19 protein-coding genes and 6 pseudogenes are annotated in these 23,161 nt (G+C 69.2%); 10 read left to right on the top strand and 15 right to left on the bottom strand.

The features are described 5' to 3' along the window. The first annotated feature begins 31 nt into the window (after nucleotides 1-31). Nucleotides 32-1,363: pseudogene (locus ACTWQE_RS24670) on the top strand (toprim domain-containing protein). Nucleotides 1,364-1,823: 460 nt separating this feature from the next. Further along, nucleotides 1,824-2,921 (top strand): PP2C family protein-serine/threonine phosphatase, encoded by a 1,098-nt coding sequence (locus ACTWQE_RS24665; RefSeq protein ID WP_443331225.1) that lies wholly within the window; start codon nucleotides 1,824-1,826, stop codon nucleotides 2,919-2,921. Between the two features lie 397 nt (nucleotides 2,922-3,318). Here ACTWQE_RS24665 and ACTWQE_RS24660 read toward each other — a convergent pair whose 3' ends face one another. The 3 genes from ACTWQE_RS24660 to ACTWQE_RS24650 all read right to left on the bottom strand — a co-directional run bounded on the left by ACTWQE_RS24660 (nucleotide 3,319) and on the right by ACTWQE_RS24650 (nucleotide 6,724). Further along, nucleotides 3,319-4,929: an IS1182 family transposase gene (locus ACTWQE_RS24660; protein WP_443331224.1), complete on the bottom strand. Its 1,611-nt coding sequence runs from the start codon at nucleotides 4,927-4,929 to the stop codon at nucleotides 3,319-3,321. Nucleotides 4,930-5,101: 172 nt separating this feature from the next. Further along, on the bottom strand, nucleotides 5,102-6,199 hold the full coding sequence (locus ACTWQE_RS24655) for a serine hydrolase domain-containing protein (RefSeq protein ID WP_443331223.1): 1,098 nt from the start codon (nucleotides 6,197-6,199) through the stop codon (nucleotides 5,102-5,104). 3 nt (nucleotides 6,200-6,202) lie between these two features. Further along, the gene (locus ACTWQE_RS24650) at nucleotides 6,203-6,724 is read right to left on the bottom strand and encodes an ArsR family transcriptional regulator (RefSeq protein WP_443331222.1); all 522 of its coding nucleotides are present in this window, start codon (nucleotides 6,722-6,724) and stop codon (nucleotides 6,203-6,205) included. A gap of 198 nt (nucleotides 6,725-6,922) precedes the next feature. Between ACTWQE_RS24650 and ACTWQE_RS24645 the strand changes: the two genes are divergently transcribed. Continuing rightward, complete coding sequence (locus ACTWQE_RS24645) at nucleotides 6,923-7,216, top strand: hypothetical protein (RefSeq protein WP_443331221.1); 294 nt, start codon at nucleotides 6,923-6,925, stop codon at nucleotides 7,214-7,216. Nucleotides 7,217-7,236: 20 nt separating this feature from the next. Here the strand turns inward: ACTWQE_RS24645 and ACTWQE_RS24640 are convergent, their stop codons facing one another. Next, the gene (locus tag ACTWQE_RS24640) at nucleotides 7,237-7,692 is read right to left on the bottom strand and encodes a hypothetical protein (RefSeq protein WP_443331220.1); all 456 of its coding nucleotides are present in this window, start codon (nucleotides 7,690-7,692) and stop codon (nucleotides 7,237-7,239) included. 299 nt (nucleotides 7,693-7,991) lie between these two features. On the opposite strand from ACTWQE_RS24640, the gene ACTWQE_RS24635 reads away from it, so the two are divergent. Next, nucleotides 7,992-8,840, top strand: coding sequence for a putative RNA methyltransferase (locus tag ACTWQE_RS24635; protein ID WP_443331219.1), 849 nt, complete (start codon nucleotides 7,992-7,994; stop codon nucleotides 8,838-8,840). Next, nucleotides 8,837-9,770: pseudogene (locus ACTWQE_RS24630) on the top strand (IS5 family transposase). The gene ACTWQE_RS24635 and the pseudogene ACTWQE_RS24630 overlap by 4 nt, the downstream one beginning before the upstream one ends. A gap of 30 nt (nucleotides 9,771-9,800) precedes the next feature. Here the strand turns inward: ACTWQE_RS24630 and ACTWQE_RS24625 are convergent. Further along, nucleotides 9,801-10,769, bottom strand: a complete 969-nt coding sequence (locus tag ACTWQE_RS24625) for a LysR family transcriptional regulator (protein ID WP_443331218.1) — start codon at nucleotides 10,767-10,769, stop codon at nucleotides 9,801-9,803. A gap of 123 nt (nucleotides 10,770-10,892) precedes the next feature. On the opposite strand from ACTWQE_RS24625, the gene ACTWQE_RS24620 reads away from it, so the two are divergent. Further along, complete coding sequence (locus ACTWQE_RS24620; protein WP_443331217.1) at nucleotides 10,893-12,140, top strand: MFS transporter; 1,248 nt, start codon at nucleotides 10,893-10,895, stop codon at nucleotides 12,138-12,140. Continuing rightward, nucleotides 12,137-12,334: pseudogene (locus ACTWQE_RS24615) on the top strand (helix-turn-helix domain-containing protein); the annotation flags it as partial. The gene ACTWQE_RS24620 and the pseudogene ACTWQE_RS24615, both read left to right, overlap by 4 nt. On the opposite strand, the gene ACTWQE_RS24610 reads toward ACTWQE_RS24615, so the two are convergent. After that, nucleotides 12,325-12,855, bottom strand: coding sequence for a GNAT family N-acetyltransferase (locus ACTWQE_RS24610; RefSeq protein WP_443331216.1), 531 nt, complete (start codon nucleotides 12,853-12,855; stop codon nucleotides 12,325-12,327). The pseudogene ACTWQE_RS24615 and the gene ACTWQE_RS24610 overlap by 10 nt on opposite strands. A gap of 405 nt (nucleotides 12,856-13,260) precedes the next feature. On the opposite strand from ACTWQE_RS24610, the pseudogene ACTWQE_RS24605 reads away from it, so the two are divergent. Then, a pseudogene (locus ACTWQE_RS24605) lies at nucleotides 13,261-13,494 on the top strand (transposase); the annotation flags it as partial. A 479-nt stretch (nucleotides 13,495-13,973) separates the two neighbouring features. Here ACTWQE_RS24605 and ACTWQE_RS24600 read toward each other — a convergent pair. The 3 genes from ACTWQE_RS24600 to ACTWQE_RS24590 all read right to left on the bottom strand — a co-directional run bounded on the left by ACTWQE_RS24600 (nucleotide 13,974) and on the right by ACTWQE_RS24590 (nucleotide 15,335). Further along, entirely contained in the window at nucleotides 13,974-14,561 is a 588-nt protein-coding gene (locus ACTWQE_RS24600) for a hypothetical protein (RefSeq protein ID WP_443331215.1), read from the bottom strand. A gap of 65 nt (nucleotides 14,562-14,626) precedes the next feature. Further along, nucleotides 14,627-15,103: a hypothetical protein gene (locus tag ACTWQE_RS24595; protein ID WP_443331214.1), complete on the bottom strand. Its 477-nt coding sequence runs from the start codon at nucleotides 15,101-15,103 to the stop codon at nucleotides 14,627-14,629. A 34-nt stretch (nucleotides 15,104-15,137) separates the two neighbouring features. Continuing rightward, on the bottom strand, nucleotides 15,138-15,335 hold the full coding sequence (locus ACTWQE_RS24590; protein ID WP_443331213.1) for a hypothetical protein: 198 nt from the start codon (nucleotides 15,333-15,335) through the stop codon (nucleotides 15,138-15,140). A 159-nt stretch (nucleotides 15,336-15,494) separates the two neighbouring features. Here ACTWQE_RS24590 and ACTWQE_RS24585 point away from each other — a divergent pair. Then, nucleotides 15,495-15,811: pseudogene (locus ACTWQE_RS24585) on the top strand (IS630 family transposase); the annotation flags it as partial. A gap of 142 nt (nucleotides 15,812-15,953) precedes the next feature. On the opposite strand, the pseudogene ACTWQE_RS24580 reads toward ACTWQE_RS24585, so the two are convergent. Then, a pseudogene (locus tag ACTWQE_RS24580) lies at nucleotides 15,954-16,715 on the bottom strand (transposase); the annotation flags it as partial. Nucleotides 16,716-17,149: 434 nt separating this feature from the next. Here ACTWQE_RS24580 and ACTWQE_RS24575 point away from each other — a divergent pair. Beyond that, the gene (locus ACTWQE_RS24575; RefSeq protein ID WP_443331212.1) at nucleotides 17,150-17,275 is read left to right on the top strand and encodes a hypothetical protein; all 126 of its coding nucleotides are present in this window, start codon (nucleotides 17,150-17,152) and stop codon (nucleotides 17,273-17,275) included. Between the two features lie 18 nt (nucleotides 17,276-17,293). Here ACTWQE_RS24575 and ACTWQE_RS24570 read toward each other — a convergent pair whose 3' ends face one another. The 5 genes from ACTWQE_RS24570 to ACTWQE_RS24550 form a co-directional block, all read right to left on the bottom strand. Beyond that, the gene (locus ACTWQE_RS24570; RefSeq protein WP_443331211.1) at nucleotides 17,294-17,740 is read right to left on the bottom strand and encodes a DUF6069 family protein; all 447 of its coding nucleotides are present in this window, start codon (nucleotides 17,738-17,740) and stop codon (nucleotides 17,294-17,296) included. A 193-nt stretch (nucleotides 17,741-17,933) separates the two neighbouring features. Beyond that, on the bottom strand, nucleotides 17,934-18,554 hold the full coding sequence (gene wrbA, locus ACTWQE_RS24565) for an NAD(P)H:quinone oxidoreductase (RefSeq protein WP_443331210.1): 621 nt from the start codon (nucleotides 18,552-18,554) through the stop codon (nucleotides 17,934-17,936). A 98-nt stretch (nucleotides 18,555-18,652) separates the two neighbouring features. Continuing rightward, a complete protein-coding gene (locus ACTWQE_RS24560; RefSeq protein WP_443331209.1) occupies nucleotides 18,653-20,194 on the bottom strand; it encodes an MFS transporter in 1,542 nt (513 codons plus the stop codon). A gap of 139 nt (nucleotides 20,195-20,333) precedes the next feature. After that, nucleotides 20,334-21,677, bottom strand: coding sequence for an acyl-CoA dehydrogenase family protein (locus tag ACTWQE_RS24555; protein WP_443331208.1), 1,344 nt, complete (start codon nucleotides 21,675-21,677; stop codon nucleotides 20,334-20,336). A gap of 126 nt (nucleotides 21,678-21,803) precedes the next feature. After that, nucleotides 21,804-22,967 carry an acyl-CoA dehydrogenase family protein gene (locus tag ACTWQE_RS24550; protein WP_443331207.1) on the bottom strand — a complete coding sequence of 388 codons (1,164 nt, stop codon included), beginning with the start codon at nucleotides 22,965-22,967 and terminating at the stop codon, nucleotides 21,804-21,806. Nucleotides 22,968-23,161: the final 194 nt, after the last annotated feature.

Here is a 23,161-nt window from a genome sequence, read left to right as displayed (position 1 = left end):
CACTACCCTCTGTTGCCCAGGAGAGCACTGCGTGAGCGCACTCCCCGTCCCGGCCGCCGGCAGCCGCCCTCAGGACGGCTCCGACTACACCGCACGGCACCTGATGGTGCTCGAAGGGCTCGAAGCCGTACGCAAACGCCCCGGCATGTACATCGGATCCAGCGACAGCCGCGGCCTGATGCACTGCCTGTGGGAGATCACGACAACGCCGTCGACGAGGCCCTGGCCGGCGCCTGCGACCACATCGAGGCCATCCTCCACGACGACGGCTCCGTGGAAGTCACCGACAACGGCCGCGGCATCCCCGTGAACACCGAACCCCGCACTGGCCTGTCCGGAGTCGAGATCGCCTACACCAAACTGCACGCCGGCGGAAAATTCGGCGGGGGCTCCTACGCCGCCTCCGGTGGCCTGCACGGCGTCGGGCCTCCGTCGTCAACGCTCTCTCCGCCCGGCTAGCTGGACGTCCAGGTCGACCGCCACGGCCACACCCACACCATCAGCTTCCGCCCCGGCACACCCGGCACCTCCACCGGCCCGGACCCGACGCCCCCTTCAACCCCGCCCAGGGCCTGCGCCAGACCACCAAAGTCCCCAAGAGCCGCACCGGCAAGACGGCCCTGGCGTCCTCCTCTCTGCCCACCAAGCTCGCCGACTGCCGCAGGGACGACGTCGACTGCAGCGAGCTGTTCATCGTCGAGGGCGACTCCGCGCTCGGCACAGCCAAGCTCGCACGCAACTCCGAGTTCCAGGCACTGCTGCCGATCCGCGGCAAGATCCTCAACGTTCAGAAGTCCTCCGTGACCGACATGCTGAAGAACGCCGGGTGCGACGCGATGGTCATAGGAGCCGGCTCCGGTCGGACCTTCGACATCGACGCGGCCCGCTACGGCAAGATCATCATGATGACCGACGCCGACGTCGACGGCTCCCACATCCGCACCCTGCTCCTGACCCTGTTCCACCGCTACATGCGCCCCATGGTCGAGGCCCGCGGGGTCTTCGCCGCGGTGCCGCCGCTGCACCGCGTCGAGCTGATCCAGCCGAAGAAGGGCCAGGACAAGTACGTCTACACGTACTCGGACCGCGAGCTGCGCGACAAGCTGCTCGAGTTCCAGAGCAAGAACATCCGGTACAAGGACTCCATCCGGCGCTACAAGGGCCTCGGCGAGATGGACGCCGACCAGCTGGCCGAGACCACCATGAACCCGCGCCACCGCACCCTGCGCCGGATCAACCCTCTCCGACCTCGATGCCGCGGAAGGCGTGTTCGACCTGCTGATGGGCAACGACGTGGCTCCCCCGCAAGGAGTTCATCGCCAGCTCTGCTGCCACGCTCGACCGGTCCAGGATCGATATCTGAGAATCGCGCGACCCGCCCAGGCCGTCCTCCTCCGCACCGCCTGCTCTATTGCCCGGGCCAACGCCCGATTGGCCAACTACTGGACGACATAATGGCCAACTAGGAATCGTCACGGACGCCCGACCAGTAGGAATCGAAGCGTCACTGGCCATCTAGCGGCCGAGGTCGCATGCTGTGTGTGACGTCGACCGATAACTGGCCATCTCGATGTGACTAAGCGCTGCAGTTGTCGGGTCAGCGGCTGAGTTGGCGAGCCTGAGCGCACCGGGCACCGTAGCGCTGGGGGAGGTGTCGGCCACGGGTCCCCGGATGCCCCGGGAGGCCGCGGGAGCGATGAGTGGAACACTCATCTTCAGCGAGGCAGGCTGTACCCATGCGGACGCTTTTCCGCCCAGCTCCTACGCCGGGAGCGGGCGGTCACAGCCGGGCCCTTTTCCGAGTCGCGCAGTGCGTGCCGTTCGTGATCATACTGCTCGGGCTGGGGATCGAGTTCTCGCCTGCGCACGATATCTACACCGGCCCTCTCCTCGTCGCGATGCCGGCACTGGCTTCGCTGACGATGGGCCCGAAGGGCACCCTCTCGGCAGCGGCTGGAGCCCTGGCCGTCAGCCTGATCACCACCACCCTGCACCAGGCGTGGGGTGGCATGCTGATCTACAGCAACCTCCTGGGCCTCCTCGTGGTGTCCGTTGCCAGTGTCATCACGAGTAAAGCTGTGCGCACGCGCAGGCAGAGCGAGCTCGCCCAGGTTCGCCGGGTTGCCGTGGCAGCACAAAGAGTCCTGTTGCGGCCTATACCGGCCCGGCTGGGCCCGGTACGGACGGCCAGCATGTACCTCGCGGCTGAGGCGGGAGCGCAGATCGGCGGCGATCTGTACGAGGCCGTACAGACCCGGTACGGGGTCCGGATGATCGTGGGGGACGTCCGCGGCAAAGGGCTGCCTGCTGTGCGTTTGGCGGCAGCCGTGCTGGGCGCCTTCCGGGAGGCCGTGCACTATGAGGACGACCTCGTGGAGGTGGTGAACCACTGCGCGGCTGCGCTGCACCGGGAGCGAGCCGAGCCGGGTGCAGTCGACCAGGACGAGGACGAGAGGGAAGACCAGGCGGAGGATTTCGTCACTGCGCTCGTAGCTCAGGTGACCGACGGTTTCGAGGTCCAGGTGGTCAATCGCGGCCATCCGCCTCCGCTGCTACTGCACCAGGGCAAGGTTCACGCCCTGATGCCCAGCTCACCACTGCCACCCCTGGGCCTGGACGACTTCATAACCTGTCCCCCCGCCAAGGCGGAGAGCTATCCGCTCGCACCTGGTGACCGTCTGCTGCTGCACACCGACGGCGTAATCGAGGCACGCAATCCTGACAACGATTTCTTCGCCTTGCCCGAGGCCATGGAAGCGGTGCACACCTGCACCCCGCCGCAGTTCCTGGAACAACTGCACCGGGCATTGATCCGTCATGCCGGGGGCCACCTGGCGGACGATGCGGCGATGCTCCTCGTCGACCGGCTTGACGAAGAGAGAAGCAGACAGCAAGCAGTCGGCGCAGCTACTGCTTCCTGAAGTGACAAACCGAATTGATCTTCCGGCCACGTCCTGAGCGCGGTGCTTGGCGAAACCCGCCGACTTAAGCGCTCAGTCACACTCGATCGATAGCTGGCCAGCTGTCCCGTCCCCTCGATGATTGGCCCCGTGCCGTCGATGGTTGAGTGAGAGCATGGACAGCCTCAAGATCGATGAGACCTTGGTGCGCTCCCTGGTGCGTGAGCAGCATCCGGACCTTGCAGATTTAACCTGCGTGAGGTGGTCGGCGGTTGGGATAACCAACTGTGGCGTCTCCGGGATGAGTTGGCCGTGCACATGCCGCGCACGGCGCGCGCGTCGTCCCTCCTGCGCAACGAGCACCGGTGGCTGCCCGCTTTAGAGGCAATGCCGTGACTCTGTTGGTGATCTTCTGGGGTCATGCCGCGGCGGTGCAGAGGGCGTGGAAGCGTGTTGATCGGCGGCGGGTGGTCGCGGGTGCGGCGATCCAGTCGGCGACGCGGGTGAGGTTGCAGGCCAGTGCGGTCAGGATGTGCTGGACGTGGGTTCTGGGCAGGCCGCGGTAGCGGGAGCGGCGCAGGCCGCAGGTGCGGACGTTCTGGGAGAGGGTGGCCTCGATGCCGGCCCGGATTGCGTAGCGCCGCTGCCAGTCCTCGGTTTGCTGCTCCAGCCGGTTGCGGGTCTGGATCTCGTGGAGTTCGCGGGTGGGCAGGAGCGCGAGTGCACGGGGGCGGGTGGCGGAGGTGGTGCACTGGGGGCGGTCGGGGCAGGTTAGGCAGTCGGCCTTGGCGAACTTGACCTGGATGTAGTCGTGGCCGCTGATGCGCAGCGGCCTCCATTCCCGGCTGATCGCCTCCTGGGGACAGGTGGCCCGCTTGTGTTCCCAGTCCACGGCAAAAGCGGACTTGTCAAAGCCGCCGCCGCTCTTGGCCTGGTGGCTGTGGTCGGGCACCACCGGGCCCAGGAGGGTGATGCCGTGCACCCGGCGGGCGCGTTCGATCCTGGCCGGGGTGACGTAGGCGGCATCGACGACGTGTTCGGCCGGGGCCAGGCGGGCATCGGCGAGGTCGTCGTGGATCTGCTCGGTGAGCTCGCCGTCCTGGACCGGGGCGATCGTGCTGGCCACATGGACGACCACCTCGGGCCGGTCGGTGTCACAGGTCTCGGTCAGGTGGACCCGGTAGCCGCTCCAGGCAGTGTCCCGTTTGACGCAGTAGTGGGCGTCGGTGTCGTAGGGGGAATCGAAGCGAAGGCTCGCCGGGGGCAGCGCGTGGCCGTCGCGCCGGCGCAGATGCCCGCGGGCGTCCCAGTAGTAGTGGTGGACCCATACCTGACGCAGGATCTCCACCTGCGGCAACGCCCGCAGCCGGGGTGGAGCATCGGATGCCCAGGCGGCGGTCAGGACCTTCTGGCCGTCCCGGCCGAAGGTCTCCGCCAGGGCGGTGACCCCGGCTTTCCCGCCGGGGACCTTGCCGATCTCCAGCTTGCGCCCGTAGCGCTTGTCCCACTCCGGCTCGATCAACCCCAGCAGCCACTCCCCGTCGGCCTCGGCCAGTTCCTCCAATGCGGCACGCAGACTCTCCCCGGCCAGCTCCAGCCGGCTGAGCGTGCGCACTGCCGCGAGCACATGGGTGGCATCGGTGCGCTGGCGGCCCCCGGCCTTCAGCAGCCCGGCCTCCACCAGCCGCTGGAGCATCACCCGCAGCAGCCGGTCAGCGGCATCTCCTTCGGCCAGCCGGGCCCGGAACTCGCTGAGCACCGAGTAGTCGAATCCCGGATCCTCCAGCTCCAGACCCAGCGCGTACTTGAAGTCGATCCTGGTACGCACCGCGTCCGCCGCGGCGCGATCCGACAGGTTCTCCGCGAACTGCAGCACCGACACCAGCGCCAACTGCCCCGGCGACCAGCCCGGACGGCCATCGGACGGATACAGGTCCGCGAACTCCTCGTCCTCGAACAGCACATCCAGCCGGTCCCGCACCAGCATCGCCGGTGTCCCCTTCGGACACGCCGCCCACGCCGTGCGCATCGTCCTCACCGGAATCCGCTGGAAACTCCTCGGCCGTAACGACACCGCACCCACACCCCAGAACCCGAGGCCACCCCGCACGCCTCCAGCGAAGCATCCCGCAGCTCCACCGTCAGCACCCCACACAAGATCACCAACAGAGTCACGGTAGTGAAGCTAGGGGCCGAATGGCTCAGGCCGCGTCGAGCTTCCTGAGCAGCTCGAAGGTCAGCGCTTCGACCGGGCGAGCGTCGGTCGCGCTCCCCTCGCTGAAAGTGTTCACCATCATCACCGCCGCCGCCCCGCTCTCCCGGCTGAACGCAGCGCAGGTGCTGAATCCGCCGGTGCCGCCGTTGTGCCAGGTCATGGTGCGGCCAGTGGGCAGCTGGCTGAGGTGCCAGCCCAGCCCGATCCGCAGATTGCTGTCGGGGTCGATGAAGCGGGGCCGCTGGGCCAGTTCTATCGCGGCCCGCAACGGCGAGCGTTCCGGACGGAGTTGTGCGCCCAGAAAGCGCAGCATGTCGTCAGCGGTGCTGTACATCGAGGTGCCGGCGGCGCTGAGCACAGGGTCATGCCAGTCGGGGACGGGCTCTCCGGCGAGATGACCGACGGCCTTGCGGGCCGCCATGTCCGGCCGCAGCGTCGTCGTCGTGTCCAGCAGCCGGAGCGGGGACGTCACGGTGCGCCGCAGCATCGTGTCCACGTCGCCGAAGGCCAGCGCCTGGCCGAGCAGTCCAAAGCCCAGGTTCGAGTACGCGTACGCGCTGCCCGGCTCGGTGCTCAGTCTCGTCTCGCGCAGGCCGGTGGCCAGGTCGTCCAGCGTGTAATGGGCGTACGGATCCTGCGGATCCGCTCCCGCGAGGAGGTTCGGCGGCAGCGAGGGCAGACCGGAGGTGTGGGTCGCCAGATCGCCCAGCGTGATCCGCCGGGAGCCCTTGCGCGGGATACGGAACCGGGCGGGCAGGGCGAGCGGCGCGTCGAGGCGGGTCGCACCCGCGCATACGGCGCGCGCGAGGGCGGTGGCGGTGAGCGCCTTGCCGATGGAGCCGAGCTGGAACACCGTCCTGCCGTGCGGCGCCGACCCGCCCGCGCCGCCGTTACCGGCGCCCGCGACGTATGTGAGGCCGCCCTGGATCACCCCACAGACCACGCCCGGACTGCCAGCAGCCAACGCCCGGTCCAGATAATGCCGCACCCGAGCGGGCAAACCGCCGTCCGCGGCGGCGGTTCCGGACAGCAGCGGTACGCCCGCCGCCGCTGTCGCCAAGGTGAGAAATGTCCGTCGGTCCATGGGTCACTCCCCCGTCGTTCTTTCTGTCGGCTTTCCTGTCGGCACCACGGCGGACAGCAGCACGAGCAGCGGCACCACCCGGCCCGCAGGCACCCGGTAGTGGCCGCGACCCTCTGCCTGGAGCCAGCCGGCCGCCGTGAGCTGCTTGAGGTGGTGGTAGAGCTGGCCGGTGGTGTTCAGGGCGGCGGCCTCCTGCAACTCCGCCGCGGAGCGGGTGCCGCGCAGCACCGCGTGCAGCAGGGTGAGCCGCACCGGGTGCCCGAGCGCGGCATACGGCGCGGAGTGTTCCGACCAGTCCGCTTCGAGCAGCCCTTCCGTCGACGCGCCCTGCTGCCATTCGTAGTGTTCGCCGGTGGGCAGGTCCACCGCACCGGTGAATAGCACCTGCCCGTTCCCCGTGAGTCGCCGGCGAAGGCCCTCAAGAGCCCAGAACACCTCGTTCCGGGGCACGTCCGGCCCGGACTCGAGCCGCGACACCCGTTCTTCGAGTGCGGCGATCCGCTTCTGGAGGGACTCGTCAGCCACAGGTCGACATTACGTTATTCCGGAATAACAGAGCAAGCTCAGGGCGCACCACGATCCGGTCCAGCTCGACCATCGCCCTCTCCTCCCACAGCTGTACGGCCCGACGACCGGCATCGCCGGATAGTCGCGACCGCAACCTCTCCCCAGATGCAGCCGAGTTCGGGGGTCGCTCGCGCGGGAGGCCGGGAGATCCGTGGTGTGGACGGCCAGCCAGGCGAGGCCCGGGGCCGGGTTGCCGCCCGCTGCCCGCAGGGCGGTGAGCCGGTTGGTCAGCGCCTGCCGGAACCGGGCGGGAAGGGGGTCGGCGACGACCTTTCCGCCCCCGCCCAATGCGGTCTGCCCGGCCACAAGATCGACTATCGCGAGCGCCACGCGGTTGCGTGCGGGATAAACCGTCTCAAGAGGCACCGGGCGGTGGCCACCCGCTACGAGAAACTCGCCGTCCACTACGAGGTAACCGTGCTCGTGGCGGCGCTCAACGAGTGGCTGTGACCAGGACGATCGCCACGGTCCTAGCTCCGGACGCTGCGGGCGAGCCAAGGGCTCAGCGTGTTGCGCAGGATCAGCTCTTTGTAGGTCTCGTCACCGGACAGCTGCACCACCAGCGACTCGCCCGGCGGGAAGAACTTCCCCTTCACATACGCCCGCCCGCCGTAGACGGAACGGAGGAAGGCCGGCACCGAGTCCCGGGGGACGTCCTCGAACTCCACTTCGTCGATAATGATCTTCGCGTCATCCTCGGGGAACACCCGCACGGAGACGGCGGGTGAGCCACCCAACTCGACAAATGCCTCGTGCGGCAGCGAACCGTCCGGGTCGAGGACTGCGAAGGCTCCGGCCGAGGTTCGGCGGGAGGTCTGGTCCGCGCCGATGCCGTCGGCGACGGTTATCTCCCGATCGTACTCGCGCGCGATCTCACGGATCGCGGCGACGGCGGACTCGGTGGTCGGAAGGTGTGGATGTCCCATAACCACGATCATGCCCCATACAACCGGCAGGAGCGTCGGACACGACAGGGCAGGCCTGGCGCGAGTCCGGGCTGGGCGCCCCCGCCGACATCGAAGAACCCCTGTGATTGGGAGGCTTTGAGGGCGATGCCGGGCGGCGTCGCCCTCCTCGGTGTGCCTGCTGCGTGAACCACGTCCTCGGCGCTGTCCGTATCAGGGTGGCTGGATGCCGGACACGGCCGTTCTTTCCTGGGACGGCGGCTTCTGAGCGCGCATGCAGGCACGGCCCCTTCCCTTTTCACCTTCGCCAGGAGTGCCCTGTGCCCGTATTGCTTCGCCCTGCCCTCGAATCGTTCCTCGACCTGTTGCGCTGTCCAGCCTGCCGCACCCGTCTTCGTGTCGACCGCAGCGCACTGCGCTGCGGGGCGGGTCACACTTTCGATATCGCCCGCCACGGCTACGTCAGTCTCCTGACGGGCACCCGTGCCACCAGCGGCGACGATGCGGCCATGGTCCGGGCCCGGGCTCGGTTCTTGTCCACCGGCAAGTACGGGCCTGTCCGCCAGGTCGTAGCCCGCCTGGCGAACAGCGGCATTCGCGAGCAGGGCACGGTCTTGGACGTGGGGTGCGGAACGGGCTACTACCTTGCCGGTGTACTCGACCAGTTGCCCGGCGCCTGTGGTCTGGGCCTGGACACCTCGGTGCGTGCTCTGCGCTCGGCTGCCCGAGCCCATGAGCGAGCCGCTGCGGTGGCGTGGGATGTCTTCCGTCCCTTCCCGCTGGCCGACGGGATGGCCGATGTCGTGCTGGACGTGTTCGCCCCACGCAACCCATCCGAGTTCCACCGGGTGCTGAGTGCGACCGGCCGGTTGATCGTGGTGCGTCCTACCGTGCGGCACTTGACCGAGTTGCGCGGCCGCGTGCCTGCGGTAGTCACGGTCGATCCGGTCAAGGAACGGCGGCTGCACCATGCGCTGGACCCCTTCTTCGAGGCCGTCGGAACCGAGCAGGTCGAGTACGCCACGTCCTTGACCGGGCTGGAGTCTCTCGACCTTGTGGGGATGACGCCGAGCGCGCGCCACCTGAACGGTGCAGACCTGGACGATGACGGCCTCGTGCCAGACCGCGTCACCGTCTCCGTACTGGCCACCGCCTACCGGCCTCGGTGACTGCGAGCGGGCGCATGTGCCTGCTGACCGACGAGCAGGGGGCCCGTCTTGCGTCCTGCCTTCCCCGCAACTCGGTGAAGGCAGGACGCCCCTTCGCTGATCACCGCCACATCGTTGAGGGGATCATCTACCGGTATCGCACAGGGATCCCATGGCAGGACCTGCCCCGCGAGGTGTTCGGACCCTGGCAGACAGTGTGGAAGCGCCATCGCAGGTGGACTGCTGACGGCACGTGGGACACGATTTCTGGCGCAGCCGACCGCCCAATCGGACTCGAATCGGCGGGATCGACGGGACGGTCTCGGTGGACTCGACGATCAACCGGGCTCACCAGCACGTTACGAACACGACCCGGCCGGAGTCGGACACCGGCGCCGCCACCTGCCGCGGCGAGAGCGAGGCTGCTGTGATCGACCGTGAGCCGGCCGGGCACGGAGTAGGGTGATCTCGCGGAAGTCTGACAACCAAGATCCATCACGCCGTGGACGGCCACGGCCGCCCCTTGGCCGTTGTGATCACCCGGGTCAGCTCCATGACGGGCCGATCCTGCCGCTCCTGCTGGGCGATATCCGGGTCCCGCGACTCGGCCGCGGCAGGCCACGAACCACGCCTGACGCCCTGCTCGGAGACAAGGCGTACTCCTCCAAGCCGATTCGCGCGGACCTTGCGGCCCGCGGCATTCGTGCTGTCATCCCGGAACGCGCCGAACCAGCAAGCCAACCGCAAGGGCAAGGGCCGTGTCGGCGGCAGGCCCCGCACCCTGGACACCGAGACCTATAAGCGCAGGAATGTCGTGGAGAGATCCTTCAACCTGCTCAAGCAGTGGCGGGGCCAGGCCACCGCTATGACAAGCTCGCGATCGTCTACCGCTCTGCAGTCGTGTTGGCGGGATTTAATCACCCGGTTACGGAGTTGCGAGACACGGCCTAGTCGTGTCGGCAGTGTGCTGCTAAGCGACCGTTAGCGGCGGGTGTGTTCGATGTTTCCGTCGCTGCGGCGTGGTGTCGTTGCCCAGGATGGGAGCCAGGCTGTCTCGGGGAGCGGTGCCAGGCTTCCGAAGTGGTTGATGATTGCCCGGAGTCCTGGGTGTGGATTCGCTCGGGGAATGATGAGCGAGAGCGGGTATGCGAGCGTCGGATTCACGATCGGGATGCGGCGTAGGTCGTAGTTCGTCGGCCAGATGTACCGGTCGCGCGAGCCTACGAGGGTTGCCACGTCTGCGGAGTCCGCGAGGATGTCGAGGAGTACCTCATTGCCGAAGTTCGGGCCCGCGGCGTCAACGCGGAGGTCAAAGTCGGTGGCGAGCTGATCGTAGAACTCTGCCCATTCGCTTCGCGGCGCGATACCCGGCACCCAGATCCGGTGCCGGCGCAGCTGGGATGGTGTCAATGTTCGTGCGGAGGCGAGCGGGTGCCTCGGGCCGACGACGAGTTCCAGCGGGGAGTCGAACGCGTGGATCATTTGCACGTCGCGCGGCAGTGTGGCCGGGTCGGTGACCGAGCGGAACGAGGCGTCGATATCGCCTGCTTGGACGGCGGCGACCACCACGCGCGGGTCGTTGACCTTGAGGGTCACCACGTCGAGGTCGGTTTCGGGATGCGACCGCCAATAGTCGTGCAGGACGACGGCCTGCGCGGATCGCAGGCCGAGAACGTCGATCCGAAGGGCCCGCGAGCCCGGTCTGATCGCGGTGATGGCGCGATCGACACCCGTGGTGATGTTCCGGGCGTGCGGGAGGAAAGCTTGGCCGTCGAGTGTCAGCTCGACCCCTCGGGCGGTGCGGGTGAACAACCGGACGTCGAGTTCGCGCTCGAGGGTTGCGATCCGCTTCGACACGGCCTGTTGCGTTACGCCGAGCTCGTCGGCCGCGTGTTGCAGCTGTCCGAGCTCGGCCGCGCGGACGAACGATCGCACCGCCTCGGTATCCATTGATCCAGCATAAACGCGCCCAACTGATGGTTGTGGCTGGCCCGGGAGTCGGTTGTTTGATCCCGTGACGGTGCGGCCGGTGTGATTCGGAGACCCGAACATCGGTTGTCTCGAGGGAGTCGCATGCGCGTGCAGTTGGGGCGCAGTTTCGGTTGGCTGTGGTCGGCCTACGCCGTCAGCACATACGGTACGTGGATTGCCTTCGGAGCGTTCCCGCTGGTCGCGGTTCGAGTGCTGCACTCGTCGGCATTCGCCGTGTCGCTCCTGGAGGCGGCCGGGCTTGCCGTCGCGGCGATTGTTGCGTTCGCGCTCGGGCCGTGGGTTGAGCACCGGGCCAAGCGTCCGGTGATGATCGCGATGGACCTGATCCGGTTCGTCGCGATGGCAAGTGTCCCGATCGCGTACGTCCTCGGCTTGCTTTCCTACGGCCAACTGCTGGTCGTCTCGGTCATCTCCGGGACCGCGAGCATCGCCTTCACTGCCGCATCCGGCGCGTATCTGAAGTATCTCGTCCGTGGCGATCATCTCCTTGTGGCGAACGGAAGATTCGAGGGCACGAGCTGGGTTGCGACCGCGGCAGGGCCGCCCGTCGGTGGTGCACTCATAGGGTTGCTCGGTCCGGTCATCACTGTCATGGCCGACGCCCTCAGCTACCTGCTGTCCGCGCTCGGGGTCCTCCGCATCCGCGGAGGCGACGTCGCGGCAGCGCGCGACCGGGCCACCAGGTTGCGCGGAGCCGACCTTCTTGGCGGCTGGCGTTTCATCCTCCGCGACCGCGCACTAAGGCGCCTGTTCCTCAACTCAACCCTGGTCGGCGGCCTCATCATGGCCACCGTCCCGCTCCTGTCCGTCCTTCTGCTGGGCCAGTACCACTTCCCGGCCTGGCAATACGGTCTTGCATTCGGCATCCCGGCACTCGGCGGCTTCGTGGGCGCCCGCCTCTCCGCGCGGCTCGTGACCCGCTACGGCCGGCACCGGGTCATGATCGTCTCCGGTTGGCTGCGATCGTACTTCCCACTCGGTCTCACGTTCGTCCATCCCGGCATCCCCGGACTCCTCATCGTGATCATCGTCGAGGGCCTGCTGATCACCTGCATGGGTATCTTCAATCCGATCTACGCAACAGAACGCCTGCAACGGACTCCCGCGGATCACACCGCCCAAATCCTCAGTACATGGAGTGCCATGAGCAAACTCCTACAAGCTGCCCTGATGGTGATCTGGGGCATTCTCGCCACACTCACCAGCCCGCTCGCCGCGATCACCATGTCCGGCGTTCTCCTGCTCGCCGCCCCGCTCTTGCTGCCCAAACGGATACATTTGTCCGCCCCTGAGCCCGCCGCGTCGGCCGAAGACGTCCAGGTCGCATGACTCACCGCAACGCCCCGCTCACCACGGAAGGGCGCCGCCGGCTCATCGAGCGCTGTCGCACCCGCCGGTCGCGCATCTTGCCGCGGAGATGAGGATATCGCGAGTGACGGCGTTCGAAGTGGGTGCATCATTACCGCCGCTACGGCGAGCTCGGACTGCTTGACCGGTTCTCGGCCCCGCACCGTCAGCCGACGCGCCGGGCCAGCACCTGTCCCGGCCAGGAACCGGCCAGGAACCGGTCGGTGGGGGTGAAGCCGTTTCGCTCGTAGAACGCAACCAGTTCGCCCCCGCCGCCCGCCCAGCAGTCCACCCGCAGCAACTCCACGCTGGCCCGCCGGGTCTCCGCGGCGGCATGGGCCAACAGCGCCGCGCCGATGCCCAGACCGGCGTACCGTCGGTCGGAGACCAGCAGCCGGACATACCGCTCGGGTTCATCGGCTGGCGCGATCGGCATCTGCGGGCTGGGTCCGGAGTCCAACACAAGGGCTCCGACAGGTGTTCCGTCCAACTCCGCGATGTATGGGGCGTTCTCGGTGGTGTACCGCTCGACCCGCGCCACACCACCGGGCTTCTGTGAAAACGGTGTCGTACCCCACTGCTCGGTGTTGCCGCGATCGTTCATCCAGACAACCGCGGAATCGAGCATGTCCAAAATGGCCGGTGCGTCGGCCAGGCAGCCTGGCCTGATCCGTATGCCATGTGTGGTGTCGTTCACAGCGGAAGCCTAGGCACCGTCGGGCGGATCACGGGCGAAGCCAGGTACGTCTCCCGGAACCATCGGCACTGTCAGATCGCCCACGCGGACCGAGAAAAACGGGCCGGAAACTGGCAGTCGTATGATCCACCGGACGCTGACCGCAGCTGCGTCGGGCAGACAGACGTGGTGCCTGGACGGGGCTCAGCTTGCGATGCCGCCGTCACCGACCTATTCGCCCTGAGGTCCGTCAGGGGTTCTCCGCGACCGGCTCCTGTTGATGGACTTCGATCCCGAGGTGATGGGGATGGCCTCGCAGCCGTTCTGGCTGCACTGGGACGACGGCGGACGGGAGCGTCGACACGCCCCGGACTATTTCGTGCGCCGCGCGGACGGCTCGGTCGCGGACGATGTCGACATTACCACCTGCGAAAATGGTTATGAGGCAAGCACATCGGCGTGCGTATCGCCCGCAAAGGCATCGAGTCCAGCGAACGGTTGGGCCGCCGCCGTTGGGTGATCGAGCGCACGATTTCGTGGCTGTCCGGCTACCGCAGACTCAGCCCCCGCCACGAGCGCCATCTACGCAACTACCTGGCCTTTCTCGGCCTCGCCGCGCTCCTGTGCTGCTACAAGCGACTCCTCCGCCTCACCACATAGGACACCGCCTAAGGCTGCCAAGCTGGACTTCGCCCGCACCCAGGGCGCCGACCCGGTGTCGACTACACCGGCGAGGACTGGCCGGAGCAGGTCCGCACGGCCGCGCCCGGCGGCGTGGACGCCGTCCTCGACGCGGCCGGCGGCGAGATCCTGCGCCGCGGCCTGACGTACTGGCCCCGTACGGACGGGTGGTGACCTACGGAGCCGCGAGCGGCGAGCTCGGCAGCATCCCCGTCACCGACCTATTCGCCCTGAGGTCCGTCAGGGGTTCTCCCTCCTAGCCGCGCATGCGGCCGACGCCGAAGCCGCCCTGACGGGCGGCTTGCCGCCCCGCGTTTGCGGCCACGTCAGTGCCGTCATTTCTCATCGACGTTTATGCAAGTGTGACTCCGGAACCTGTCGACAAACGCTGTTCCTAGAGGGCTCAGGCACAGATTTGGTGAGGACGAACATCGGGGTTTGGACTCGGTGACGTAGCGTCATCTGGGGCCGTGATCCGGCGGGATGAGCTCGTCGGTGACCTGTTTCCGCACCTCAGCGAGTTGCTGGTGGAGCGCGTTTTCTTCAAGTGCGGAGCGGTTCACGTGGTGGCGAGCACCGGGGAAGGTTGAGGTGGCCTGCCCGGGTGTGCGGTTGTGTCCAACTGGGCGCACAGCACGTACGGAAGGCGCCTTGCCGATGCGCCGGTCGGGGATCGGCCGGTATTGATCGTGCTGACGGTGCGGCGGTAGTACTGCGAGAACGTCCGTTGTCCGCGGCGTACGTTCACCGAGCAGGTCGAGGGCCTGACCGTTCGCTATGGCCGCCGGACACCCGCCGCCCGGCGGGTTCTGGAGGCTGTCGCCGTCGCACTCGGCGGCCGGGCTGGGAGCCGTCTGGCCGCTGTCGTGCACACACGGGTGAGCCGGACGACGCTCTTGCGGGCGGTCATTTCCCTGCCCGATCCGGACTGGACCGTCCCGAAAGTACTGGGTGTCGACGACTTCGCCACCCGACGCGGACAGCACTACGGCACCGTGCTCATTGACTGCGAGAGCGGCCAGCCCCTCGACCTTTGCCACCGTCATGCCAAGAGCTGGCGTGGCTGTGTATCAGGGCAGGCAGCGAGATATTCACCAGTCACGCCGTTGCATCAGGCGTTGAAGCCCAGTGAGGCGACCCAGACGTAGTTCGGCGACCTATTGCTGAGTCGAGTGACCACGAAGTCGTCATACAGCGCCGGCGGCACTGCAGTGTCCGCCTGGATACGGACGCTGACTCGGGCGGGTGACGGCCTGTTCGCCAGGTCGATCTCGATGTTCACATGGTTCTGGTCCGCGCTGGTGAGCCGGGTACTTGCGAGCTCGACTTCCTTGAAGTGGTGCGGCTGGGACGGTTCCGGCTCATACAGGATCACTGTAATGAGGTGTCCCGGGTAGCCGGTGAACGTCTCAACGTGCTCCGTCACAACCTGAAGGGTAGTCGTGTCTGGTCCGCCAGTATCGGTCTTCAGGAGGGTCAAGGGAATGTCCATGGCAAGCCCGGAGTAACAGGCATCGCCGTACACGCCCGGCTCGTCTCCCAGGTGTACGCGGCCCTGCCATACCAGCTCGGACTGGGTGCTGCGCATCGCTCATCTCCTTGTAGCAGGTTCCGTGACGCGACTACACATGGTATCGATAGATGAACGCAGGGTAGGCCTCATTTTCGGTGTCGCGAGAATTGAATGAAGAGCCCAGCGTTTCCAGCGGGTCGGCCAGGGCGCGCACCAGCCCATTGAAGGTCGAGACGAACAGTTCGATCTTGCCCGGGTCAAGGGTGTCGGCGAGGATCTGCCCGGCCAGCTCCCGCAGGCCGCGCAACGTCCGTCGAAACGGCCGCGTTGACGCTGCAGCGCCTCCAGAACGGCGGCCACCACCCGCTCATCGGCGCACACGGCGGAGTCGGAGAGCCGTCGACCAACCCGCACAGGCCCTGTTCGCGGTAGCGGCGACGCATGGGGCCCTGGCCCGGCTGACTACGCCACCCACAAGACGCCCGCGATCAAAGCCTGGCTCGGATGACACCCCCGATTCCACGTCCACTTCACACGACCGGTTCTCATTTGCTCAACCAGGTCGAGCGATGGTTCGGACAGGTCACCGACAAACTCGTCCGCCGCGGCACGCACAGATCGGTGCGAGCCCTCGAAGCCGGCATTCGCACCTGGATCCAGACCTGGAACGATGACCCCAGACCGTTTACCTGGACCAAGACCGCCGACGAAATCCTCAACTCAGCAGCGAAATATATCGCCAGGATTTCCGGGTGCAGGAAAACTAGCCGCGATCTTACGTGACGGCTCCCAGTTCAACTGGTGGTTTTTCGGCTTGTTGGGCGGAGTGCGGGCAGGGCGAGGGCCCGGCTGCCGCGTCGGGTGGGCGCCGGGTTCCACAGCTCCGGTGGGCGGGTAAGGTTCACGGGGCAGGTGAGTTGGCTGGTCAGCCGGGGTTCGGGAGGGCGTCGAGTCGCTGGATCGCTGCGGTGATGACGTCGGTCCAGGATCAGTGTCGGGCGAATCTGAGGTGCCGTCGGCGGGCGGTGGTGACGAGCTGGGCGGCGGCGGAGAACAGACGGAGCCGCAGGCGTCGAGGCTCCCAGAGTCGGGCCGGCCGGTGAGGGCGAGCATCGGCATCCAGGCGAGCAGGTCCAGGGGAGCTGGACGATCTCCAGCCAGATCCAGTTCTGCGCGGTGTCGTGGAGGGGCAGGTTGCGCAGGCCGGTGGCGCGCGCGTTTCGGATACGGTCCTCGGCTCGTGCCCGCCGACGGTGACGCAGTTCGAGGGCGACGATCGCCATCCCGGTGGTGTTGGTGGCGAAGCAGGTCAGCCTTAGTCCGTCGGCGTCGGTGAAGCGCAACTGGGCGCCGGGGTGCGAACGTTCCTTGCGGACGATCAGCCGCATTCCCTTCGGCCGGCTCTTGAGGGCGTCGCCGTCCGGCTCGGCCACCCAGGCACCGTCACGGATCTCCCCGCCGGGCTAGACGGCCGCTGTCCAGGCAGAGGCGGGGGACCTTCAGGACGGCTTGATGAATGACGTCGGTGATGGTCATTCCGACCGAGTAGGACAGCCACCTTCCGCGCCTCGTGAGCCAGGTCACGAACTCCGTGGGTGCCGCCCTCGGAGTCGGTCCGGATCAGCGTCTGGCGCCCGCGCCGGTACTTCTTTGGCAGTTGGGCCAGGGCCAGTTGGGCCGTCGCGTCAGGGCGCGCTCCGGTTGGGGGTCGGCGCGGTTCCGGCACCCGCCGCGGGGGTCGCGGTCCTGCTGCTCGGGCGCCGCGCCGGGAGCGAGGATCACACGCCTGCGTGACCGCGGGGGTACGGCCCCCGGGAGGGGCGGGCCTCCGGTTCCCGTACAGCTTTCACCGCGCCGAAGGCCCTCGCCCCGTTCGTCACCGCACAGCTGCTCATCTGCTCCAAGCCGGTGCAGCTGGGGACCGGCGACGTGACCCGCGTTGCGCTGCCGGCCGAGCTGCTGGGCAAGGACAAGACGGCGGAGGCCGCCGGGCGCGCCGAGTGGGCCCCCGGCAACCCACCCCCGGCCGCCTGATGCTGCTGAACTTCGCCGTTCTGGCCGCCCTCGGGGGTTCCGCTGACCCGCCGACGCAGGGTGTGCGCAGGAGTGTGATGCACCTTCGTGGGCGTCTCCTCTGCGGCGGTGCGCCGCGGGCGGCACGTACTGCGCCCTGCCCGTCCGACGACCGGGCAGGTCGGCCTGGCCGGGCAGGCCGCGGCCAAGGCCGGGGCCCGGCTCGCGCCGTGACGGCGCGGATCCTGTGGTTCAGGCGGTGGTTGCGGGAGCTGCCGCGCGGCGGGCGGGCAGCGCGCGCGCCACACCGAAGCCGATGGCTGCGCCGGTCAGCAGGTGCATCACCACCAGGGCCACCACCGTGCCGCTCTCCGCACCGGAGCTGAGCGGGCCGCCGGTGGAAAGCAGCGTCAGCACGCCGACGACGGCGATGAAGATGGTGCGCGGTGCTCCGGTGAAGCGGGCCAGCAGCATGCCGGAGAGGATGGCCAGGACCGCCGGGACCAGGGTCATGATGATGATCGGGACCGGCCCGACGGTCTGCGGCGGGTTGCCGTTCCAGCCGGGCACGGTCAGCGCCTCGCCGGAGGCGGCGCGGGCTATGGCGAAGACGATGAGGTTGGCCATAGTGGCGATGACGCCGAAGAGCAGGCCGCTCGGCCATGGACGGGGCAGGGCGGTGGGCGCGTTGGACTCCACGAGGGGCTCCTGTCGGTGAGGTGGGCCCCGGCGTGTGCCGGGACGGTCGACGGACTGACGGGGCGGGCGGATCCGGCACGCGGACGGTGGTACACAAGCACGCGGACGGTCGTACACATGGGGGACGAGACGCCGGGGCCCGCAGACCACCGGGCCACAGGCGTGCCCGGACGGGCTGAGCAGCGGTAGGGCGTCAGGAGCCGTTCTGGGCGGGCGCCAGCCGACCGGCAGTCTGGGCGACGAGTCGGCCGAGGAAGCGTGCGGACTCCAGGTCGTCCTCGGTCGGCAGCAGGCCGGTGGGCCCGCCGGCCTGCGCCACGGATCCGTACGGGCTCGAGGCCCGGAACTGGACCTGGTCCGCGTATCCGGGCGAGACCAGCAGCATGCCGAAGTGCATCATCGCGGTGAGCAGGTCGTGCACGGTCTGCTCCATGCCACCGTGCGGAGTGGAGGCGGCGGCGAACGCCGCCCCGACCTTGCCCTGGAGTGCCCCGGACATCCACAGCGAGGCGGAGCCCTCCAGGTAGTTGCGCATGGCGGCCGACATGCCGCCGAACCGGGTGCCGCTACCCAGGATCACGGCGTCCGCCCAGGCCAGGTCGTCAGTCGACGCCACGGGGTGCTGCGCGACGCGCTCGCTGAACAGCCGCCCGATGCGGGGGTCGGCGGCAATGTCTTCGTCGCTGCGGAGGTCGGGGACGCGGAGCAGCCGCACCTCGTTGTCCCCCGCCTTCGTGGCGCCCTCGGCCACTGCCGAGGCGAGGGTCAGGGTCGAGCCGGCAAGGCTGTGCACCACTACTGCAATCTTGGTCATGGACGTGCTCCACTTCGGGGTCGTTGAGAGGAGAGATACAGCCGGGAGTGAAGAGAGAAAGAGCATGGACGGCGGGCCGGGGCGGACGCGCGATGCACTCAGCTCGGCGCGGCACCCGGCGGAGCGCTCTGCGCGTCGGCAGCCGCCTCGGCAGGCCGCGCGGGCTCCGGCGGTCCGGGCGGCCGCTGGGGCGGCGCCCCGGCATCCCCGGTCATGAGGAGGAAGGCGCCGAGCGCGGCGGCCACGGCCACCGGCGCCACGATGAACGCCATGACGATGCCGTCGCCGGATGCGCCCGTCCCGCTGTGAGCACCGGACAGCCAGATGATGGTGGCCAATGCGGGCCCGAGCGCCAGACCGATCTGGCGTCCGGTGCCGGAGAGTGCGGCCGAGGTCCCGCGGAGCTGCGGCGGCGCGGACATCATGAGCAGCGTCTGGTTCGGGCCGGCGAACAGCCCCAGTCCGAGCCCGGCGAGCAGCAGCGCGGCCACCAGTACGCCGGCGGGCCAGTTCTCGATGCCGAGCATGAGCAGCACCGCGCCGGCCGTCATGGAGATCAGTCCGATGGCGGCGGTCGCGCGTGGCTTCCACGTGTCCACCAGCCAGCCGGCGAGGGGGCCCATGGCACCCATGGCCAGCGGCTGGAACAGCAGCAGCAGGCCGATGGTGGAGGCGGACCAGCCGCGGAACGCTTCGAGCGCGAACGGCGGGAGGTAATAGAGGGTGCCGCTGGCGACCGTGGTCAGGGTCAGCGACAGCACGCAGGCGGCGACCATGGGTACGGCCAGCGCACTCCGCGCCGCGCCGTAGCCGGCGGTGCGGCGCCACACGAGGAAGCAGACCGCCGCGGCCGCAAACAGGCCGGCGATGAGGAGGTAGGAGGGGTTCCGCTCCGCGAGCCGGGTGAGCGCCGCGAAGACGCTCAGCGTGCCGACCGCGACGATGGCGCTCTCCCCGGCCAGGCTCCATGCGGGCGGCCGCATCGGGACCAGCGACGCGAGATTGCGCAGGCCGACCACCACGGCGGCCAGGCTGAACGGCACCACGACGAAGAAGACCGACTGCCAGCCCCAGGTGTCCACCAGCGGACCGCCGAGGGCGGGCCCGCTGACGGCGCCGAGTGGCCCGAGCACACCGATGATGCTGAGTGCCCTGCCGCGTTGGGAAGGGGGCACCGAGCGGGCCGCGATGACCGGGGCGACGGCAGCCAGCAGAGCGCCGAAGATGCCCTGGAGGAGACGGGCACCGATCAGCTGGGGCAGGTCGACGGCGAACCCGGCCAGCGCGCTGGCCGTGGCGAATCCCAGGGAGCCGACGACGAAGCAGCCCCTGATGTCGGACGCGTCCACGTACCGCCCTGCGGGGAGGCCGAGGGCGACCATGGCGCCCGCGTAGGTGAGGATCAGCCACTCTCCCTCGTGCGGAGAGATGGACAGTTCGCGATTGAGGTCGGGGAGGGCGATGGCCACGGCCGTCATGTCGAAGGTCGTCATGAAGATGGCGAGGCCCGTGGCCACGACGGCGAACCAGCCGGAGCCCGCGATCAGTGGATCTTTACCGGCGGGCGGTCCCGGAGGTCCGTCACCGGACGGCGGCGGGGCGGCCTGCTCCCCGGGATTCCGAGGTGTCTCAGGACTCATGCCAAGAAATATATTAGTCGGCTAACCTTTTTGCAATTAGCCGCCTAACCTTTTTCCTCCGGCAGTCAAGTCCCCTGGACTTACCGGGCGGTGGGGCGTCTGGAGTGGCCGGCTCATGACCCGCTCGGGCCCCTCCCTGTCATACCAGCAGGGCCTCCATGTCCGTCAGGGATTCCGGGCGCAGGAGGGCGCGCGCCGTCCGGCCCGCGCTGCTGGTGGAGAAGGCGATGTGGCTGGAAGCGGTCACGGCGTCGCGCCACGCGCGCTGCAGCGGATGGCTGGTGTGTACGGCGCTGCCGCCCGCCGTGTGGAAGGCCCACTCCGCGGTCTCCAGGCAGACCCGTTGGGCGTTCTGCACAGCGGCGGCCAGCGCCGCCCGGGCCGGTACCGGGTCCTCGCCCGCGCCTGCGTCGAGGGCGGCGACGGCCTCGGCCACCAGCAGCCTTGCGGCGCGCGCCTCGCTGTGCGCCTGTAGGAGACGAGCTTGCACCAGCGGGTCGTCGAGCAGTGTCCCGCGGCTGCCGAGCCGTCCCCGGGCGGCGGCGAGCTCGGTGAAGTCGTCCAGGACGCGCCGGGTCAGACCGAGAGGGAAGCCGGCCATCACCGTCATGAGGAAGGTGAACAGCGTGTGCCGGAAGATGGCGCCGTCCTGCCGGGCCTGCCCCCGGACGGGGTCGAAGGTGCGCCGGGCCGGGATCCACACGTCCTCGATCACGATGTCATCGCTGGCGGTCCCGCGCAGGCCCATGACATCCCAGGTCGGCACGGTCCGCACGTCCTCGGCCCGCACGAGGCCCCACCGCGAGGGCGGCGGTCCCCCGGCCGGTCCACCGCCCGGTCCACCGGGCCGGCCCCCGGCCGGCGCGCCGGGCGGTCCTCCGACCGGACCTGACGGGGCTCCGGGGCCCACCGCGTTCTCGCCTGCCGGGGCGGGAGCGCCGCCCGGAGCGCCGACGGGAATGAACGCGACGACCAGCCACTGTGCGTGGCGGCAGCCGGAGTTGTAGGGCCAGCGGCCCGAGAGGCGGAAGCCGGGAGTGCCGTCAGGGCCCGGCTCGGGGACGCCGCGCCCGGCCGGCGCCATCGACCCGGCCACCCGCGGATGTGGTGTCTCCCCGGTGATCTCGGCCGCCGCCCCCGGGTCCATCCACGACAGGAAGCCGGAGGACTGGCCGATCAGCGCGGTCCAGCCGAGCGAGGCGTCCGCGTAGGTGAGCGCCATGACCGCGCCCACCACCTCACCGGGCGTGCAGCCGCGCCCGCCGAGTGCGCGGGGAAGCGTCAGGGAGAAGATCCGTTCCTCGTCCAGCGCGGCGATCACCTCCTGTGGCAGTACGCCTTCGCGGTCGATCTCCTCGGCGCGCGGCCGGGCGAGGCCGCCGACGCGCGTACAGCGGGAGAGGAGGTCGTCGGAGGGGGCCAGCGGATCTCCGGCGGGGGCAGGGGAAGCGGACGCGGGGGCGGTACGGGCGGTGGGTGTCATCGGGTCACCTCGGGCAGTCGACGGAGTCAAGGGCGGGGGGCCGGACGGCTCACGCGGACGAACGTCCTCACTCGGACCAGCGGGATCGCCGGCGTCACACGAATCGCACCGATCCGGTCCCACTGATCACACGGAGAAGAGCGAGAAGGGCTGCGTCAGACCGAAGCGCGTCCGGGCGTGGCGCTGCCGCAAGTCGTCCGAGAACGCGAAGTGCTGTCCGGCGGCGTGCAGATCGCGCACGCAGCGCTGCAGCGGATGGTCCGAGCGCAGCGCCGAGGTGCCCGCCAGCCGCAGCGCGGTGCTCGCCGCGCCCCGCCCGGTCTCCAGTGCGTGGCCGGTGGCGGCGGCGATGCCGGCGCGGAGGGCGGGTGCCAGGTCGTCCCCGGCGGCCAGCACGTCCCACGCCGTGCCGAGCACGTCGTGCACATGGGCGCGGGCCGCGGCCACCGCCGCGTCGGCGCGGGAGAGCGCGGTCAGCACCGCGGGGTCCTCCAGCAGCACGGACCGGGTGCCGGGCCTCCGTTTGTCCGCGGCCAGTGCCTCGGCCTCCTCCAGGGCGCGGCGGGCGGCGCCCAGCGGAATGCCCGCGAGCAGCACCATGAGGATGTTGAGCGGGGTCAGCCGGTGCAACTCGGCGCCGTGCGGGGCGGGCCCGAGCAGCGAGGCGGTGTGCTCCCCGGGGACCGTGACGTCGTCGAGCGAGACGTCATGGCTCGCCGTGCCGCGCAGCCCCATGGTGTGCCACACGTCGTGGACGGTGGCGGACCGGGCCGGTACGAAGGCGACCCGGGCGTCGACCGGCGGCCCCTCCGCGCCGCGCTCCCGGTAGCCGGTGACCACCAGATCGGCGTGCGGCACCCCGGAGCAGAAGCTCCATCGCCCACTGATCCGGACATTCCCGTCCGGGCCGGTGTCGGCGACGCCACTGGGCGCGGTGGAGCCGGCCGGCACCGGCTCGGTGCGGCCGGCGGAGAGATCGCGGGCCGCCTCCGGTTCCAGCCACGCGAGGAAGGCGTTGGTGTTGCCGATCGCCAGGCACCAGCCGGTTGCCGTGTCGGCGCGGGAGATCTCCTCCACGGTGGCGGCGATGGCCGGGAAGGGCACGCGTACGCCCCCCAGGTGCTCGGGCAGGCCGAGGCGGAACAGGCCCGCCTCCCGCAGGGCGTCCGTGACCGCTGCCGGAAGGGCACGGTCCCGTTCGATGTCGGCAGAGTGGGCACCGATCTTCCCGGCCAGGTCGCGGGCGGCGGTCAGGCAGTCGGCGGCGAGGCCGCCGGTGGCAGTGGTCATCGAACACCCCTTGTCGTTCGTATGGACATGCGGAGCGGGTCGGCGGCGGTATGTGCCGGAGCCGGTGGCGCGGACGGGATACGGCGTACGGGATAGGGGGAGGGTCGGCGCCCGCGGTCAGTCGGGGGCGCCGACCGGGCTCAGGGTGCCGGTGGCGAGGAACCGGTCGAATCCGCTCTCCGTCCGCAGGTCGT

Source organism: Streptomyces sp. 8N706 (assembly GCF_052245415.1).
In the GTDB taxonomy this organism is placed as follows: Bacteria; Actinomycetota; Actinomycetes; order Streptomycetales; family Streptomycetaceae; genus Streptomyces.
The sequence above is the reverse complement of the archived record's forward strand: the minus strand, read 5'-3'. Positions and strand labels throughout refer to the sequence as shown.

Excerpts from the sequence above, each read along its gene's own strand:
- ACTWQE_RS24600 (WP_443331215.1), bottom strand. The coding sequence starts at position 14,561 with ATGACGGTGGCAAAGGTCGAGGGGCTGGCCGCTCTCGCAGTCAATGAG.
- wrbA (WP_443331210.1), bottom strand. The coding sequence starts at position 18,554 with ATGACCAAGATTGCAGTAGTGGTGCACAGCCTTGCCGGCTCGACCCTG.
- ACTWQE_RS24560 (WP_443331209.1), bottom strand. The coding sequence starts at position 20,194 with ATGAGTCCTGAGACACCTCGGAATCCCGGGGAGCAGGCCGCCCCGCCG.
- ACTWQE_RS24620 (WP_443331217.1), top strand. The coding sequence starts at position 10,893 with ATGCGCGTGCAGTTGGGGCGCAGTTTCGGTTGGCTGTGGTCGGCCTAC.
- ACTWQE_RS24550 (WP_443331207.1), bottom strand. The coding sequence starts at position 22,967 with ATGACCACTGCCACCGGCGGCCTCGCCGCCGACTGCCTGACCGCCGCC.
- ACTWQE_RS24625 (WP_443331218.1), bottom strand. The coding sequence starts at position 10,769 with ATGGATACCGAGGCGGTGCGATCGTTCGTCCGCGCGGCCGAGCTCGGA.
- ACTWQE_RS24660 (WP_443331224.1), bottom strand. The coding sequence starts at position 4,929 with ATGCGCACGGCGTGGGCGGCGTGTCCGAAGGGGACACCGGCGATGCTG.
- ACTWQE_RS24640 (WP_443331220.1), bottom strand. The coding sequence starts at position 7,692 with ATGGGACATCCACACCTTCCGACCACCGAGTCCGCCGTCGCCGCGATC.
- ACTWQE_RS24595 (WP_443331214.1), bottom strand. The coding sequence starts at position 15,103 with ATGCGCAGCACCCAGTCCGAGCTGGTATGGCAGGGCCGCGTACACCTG.
- ACTWQE_RS24655 (WP_443331223.1), bottom strand. The coding sequence starts at position 6,199 with ATGGACCGACGGACATTTCTCACCTTGGCGACAGCGGCGGCGGGCGTA.
- ACTWQE_RS24555 (WP_443331208.1), bottom strand. The coding sequence starts at position 21,677 with ATGACACCCACCGCCCGTACCGCCCCCGCGTCCGCTTCCCCTGCCCCC.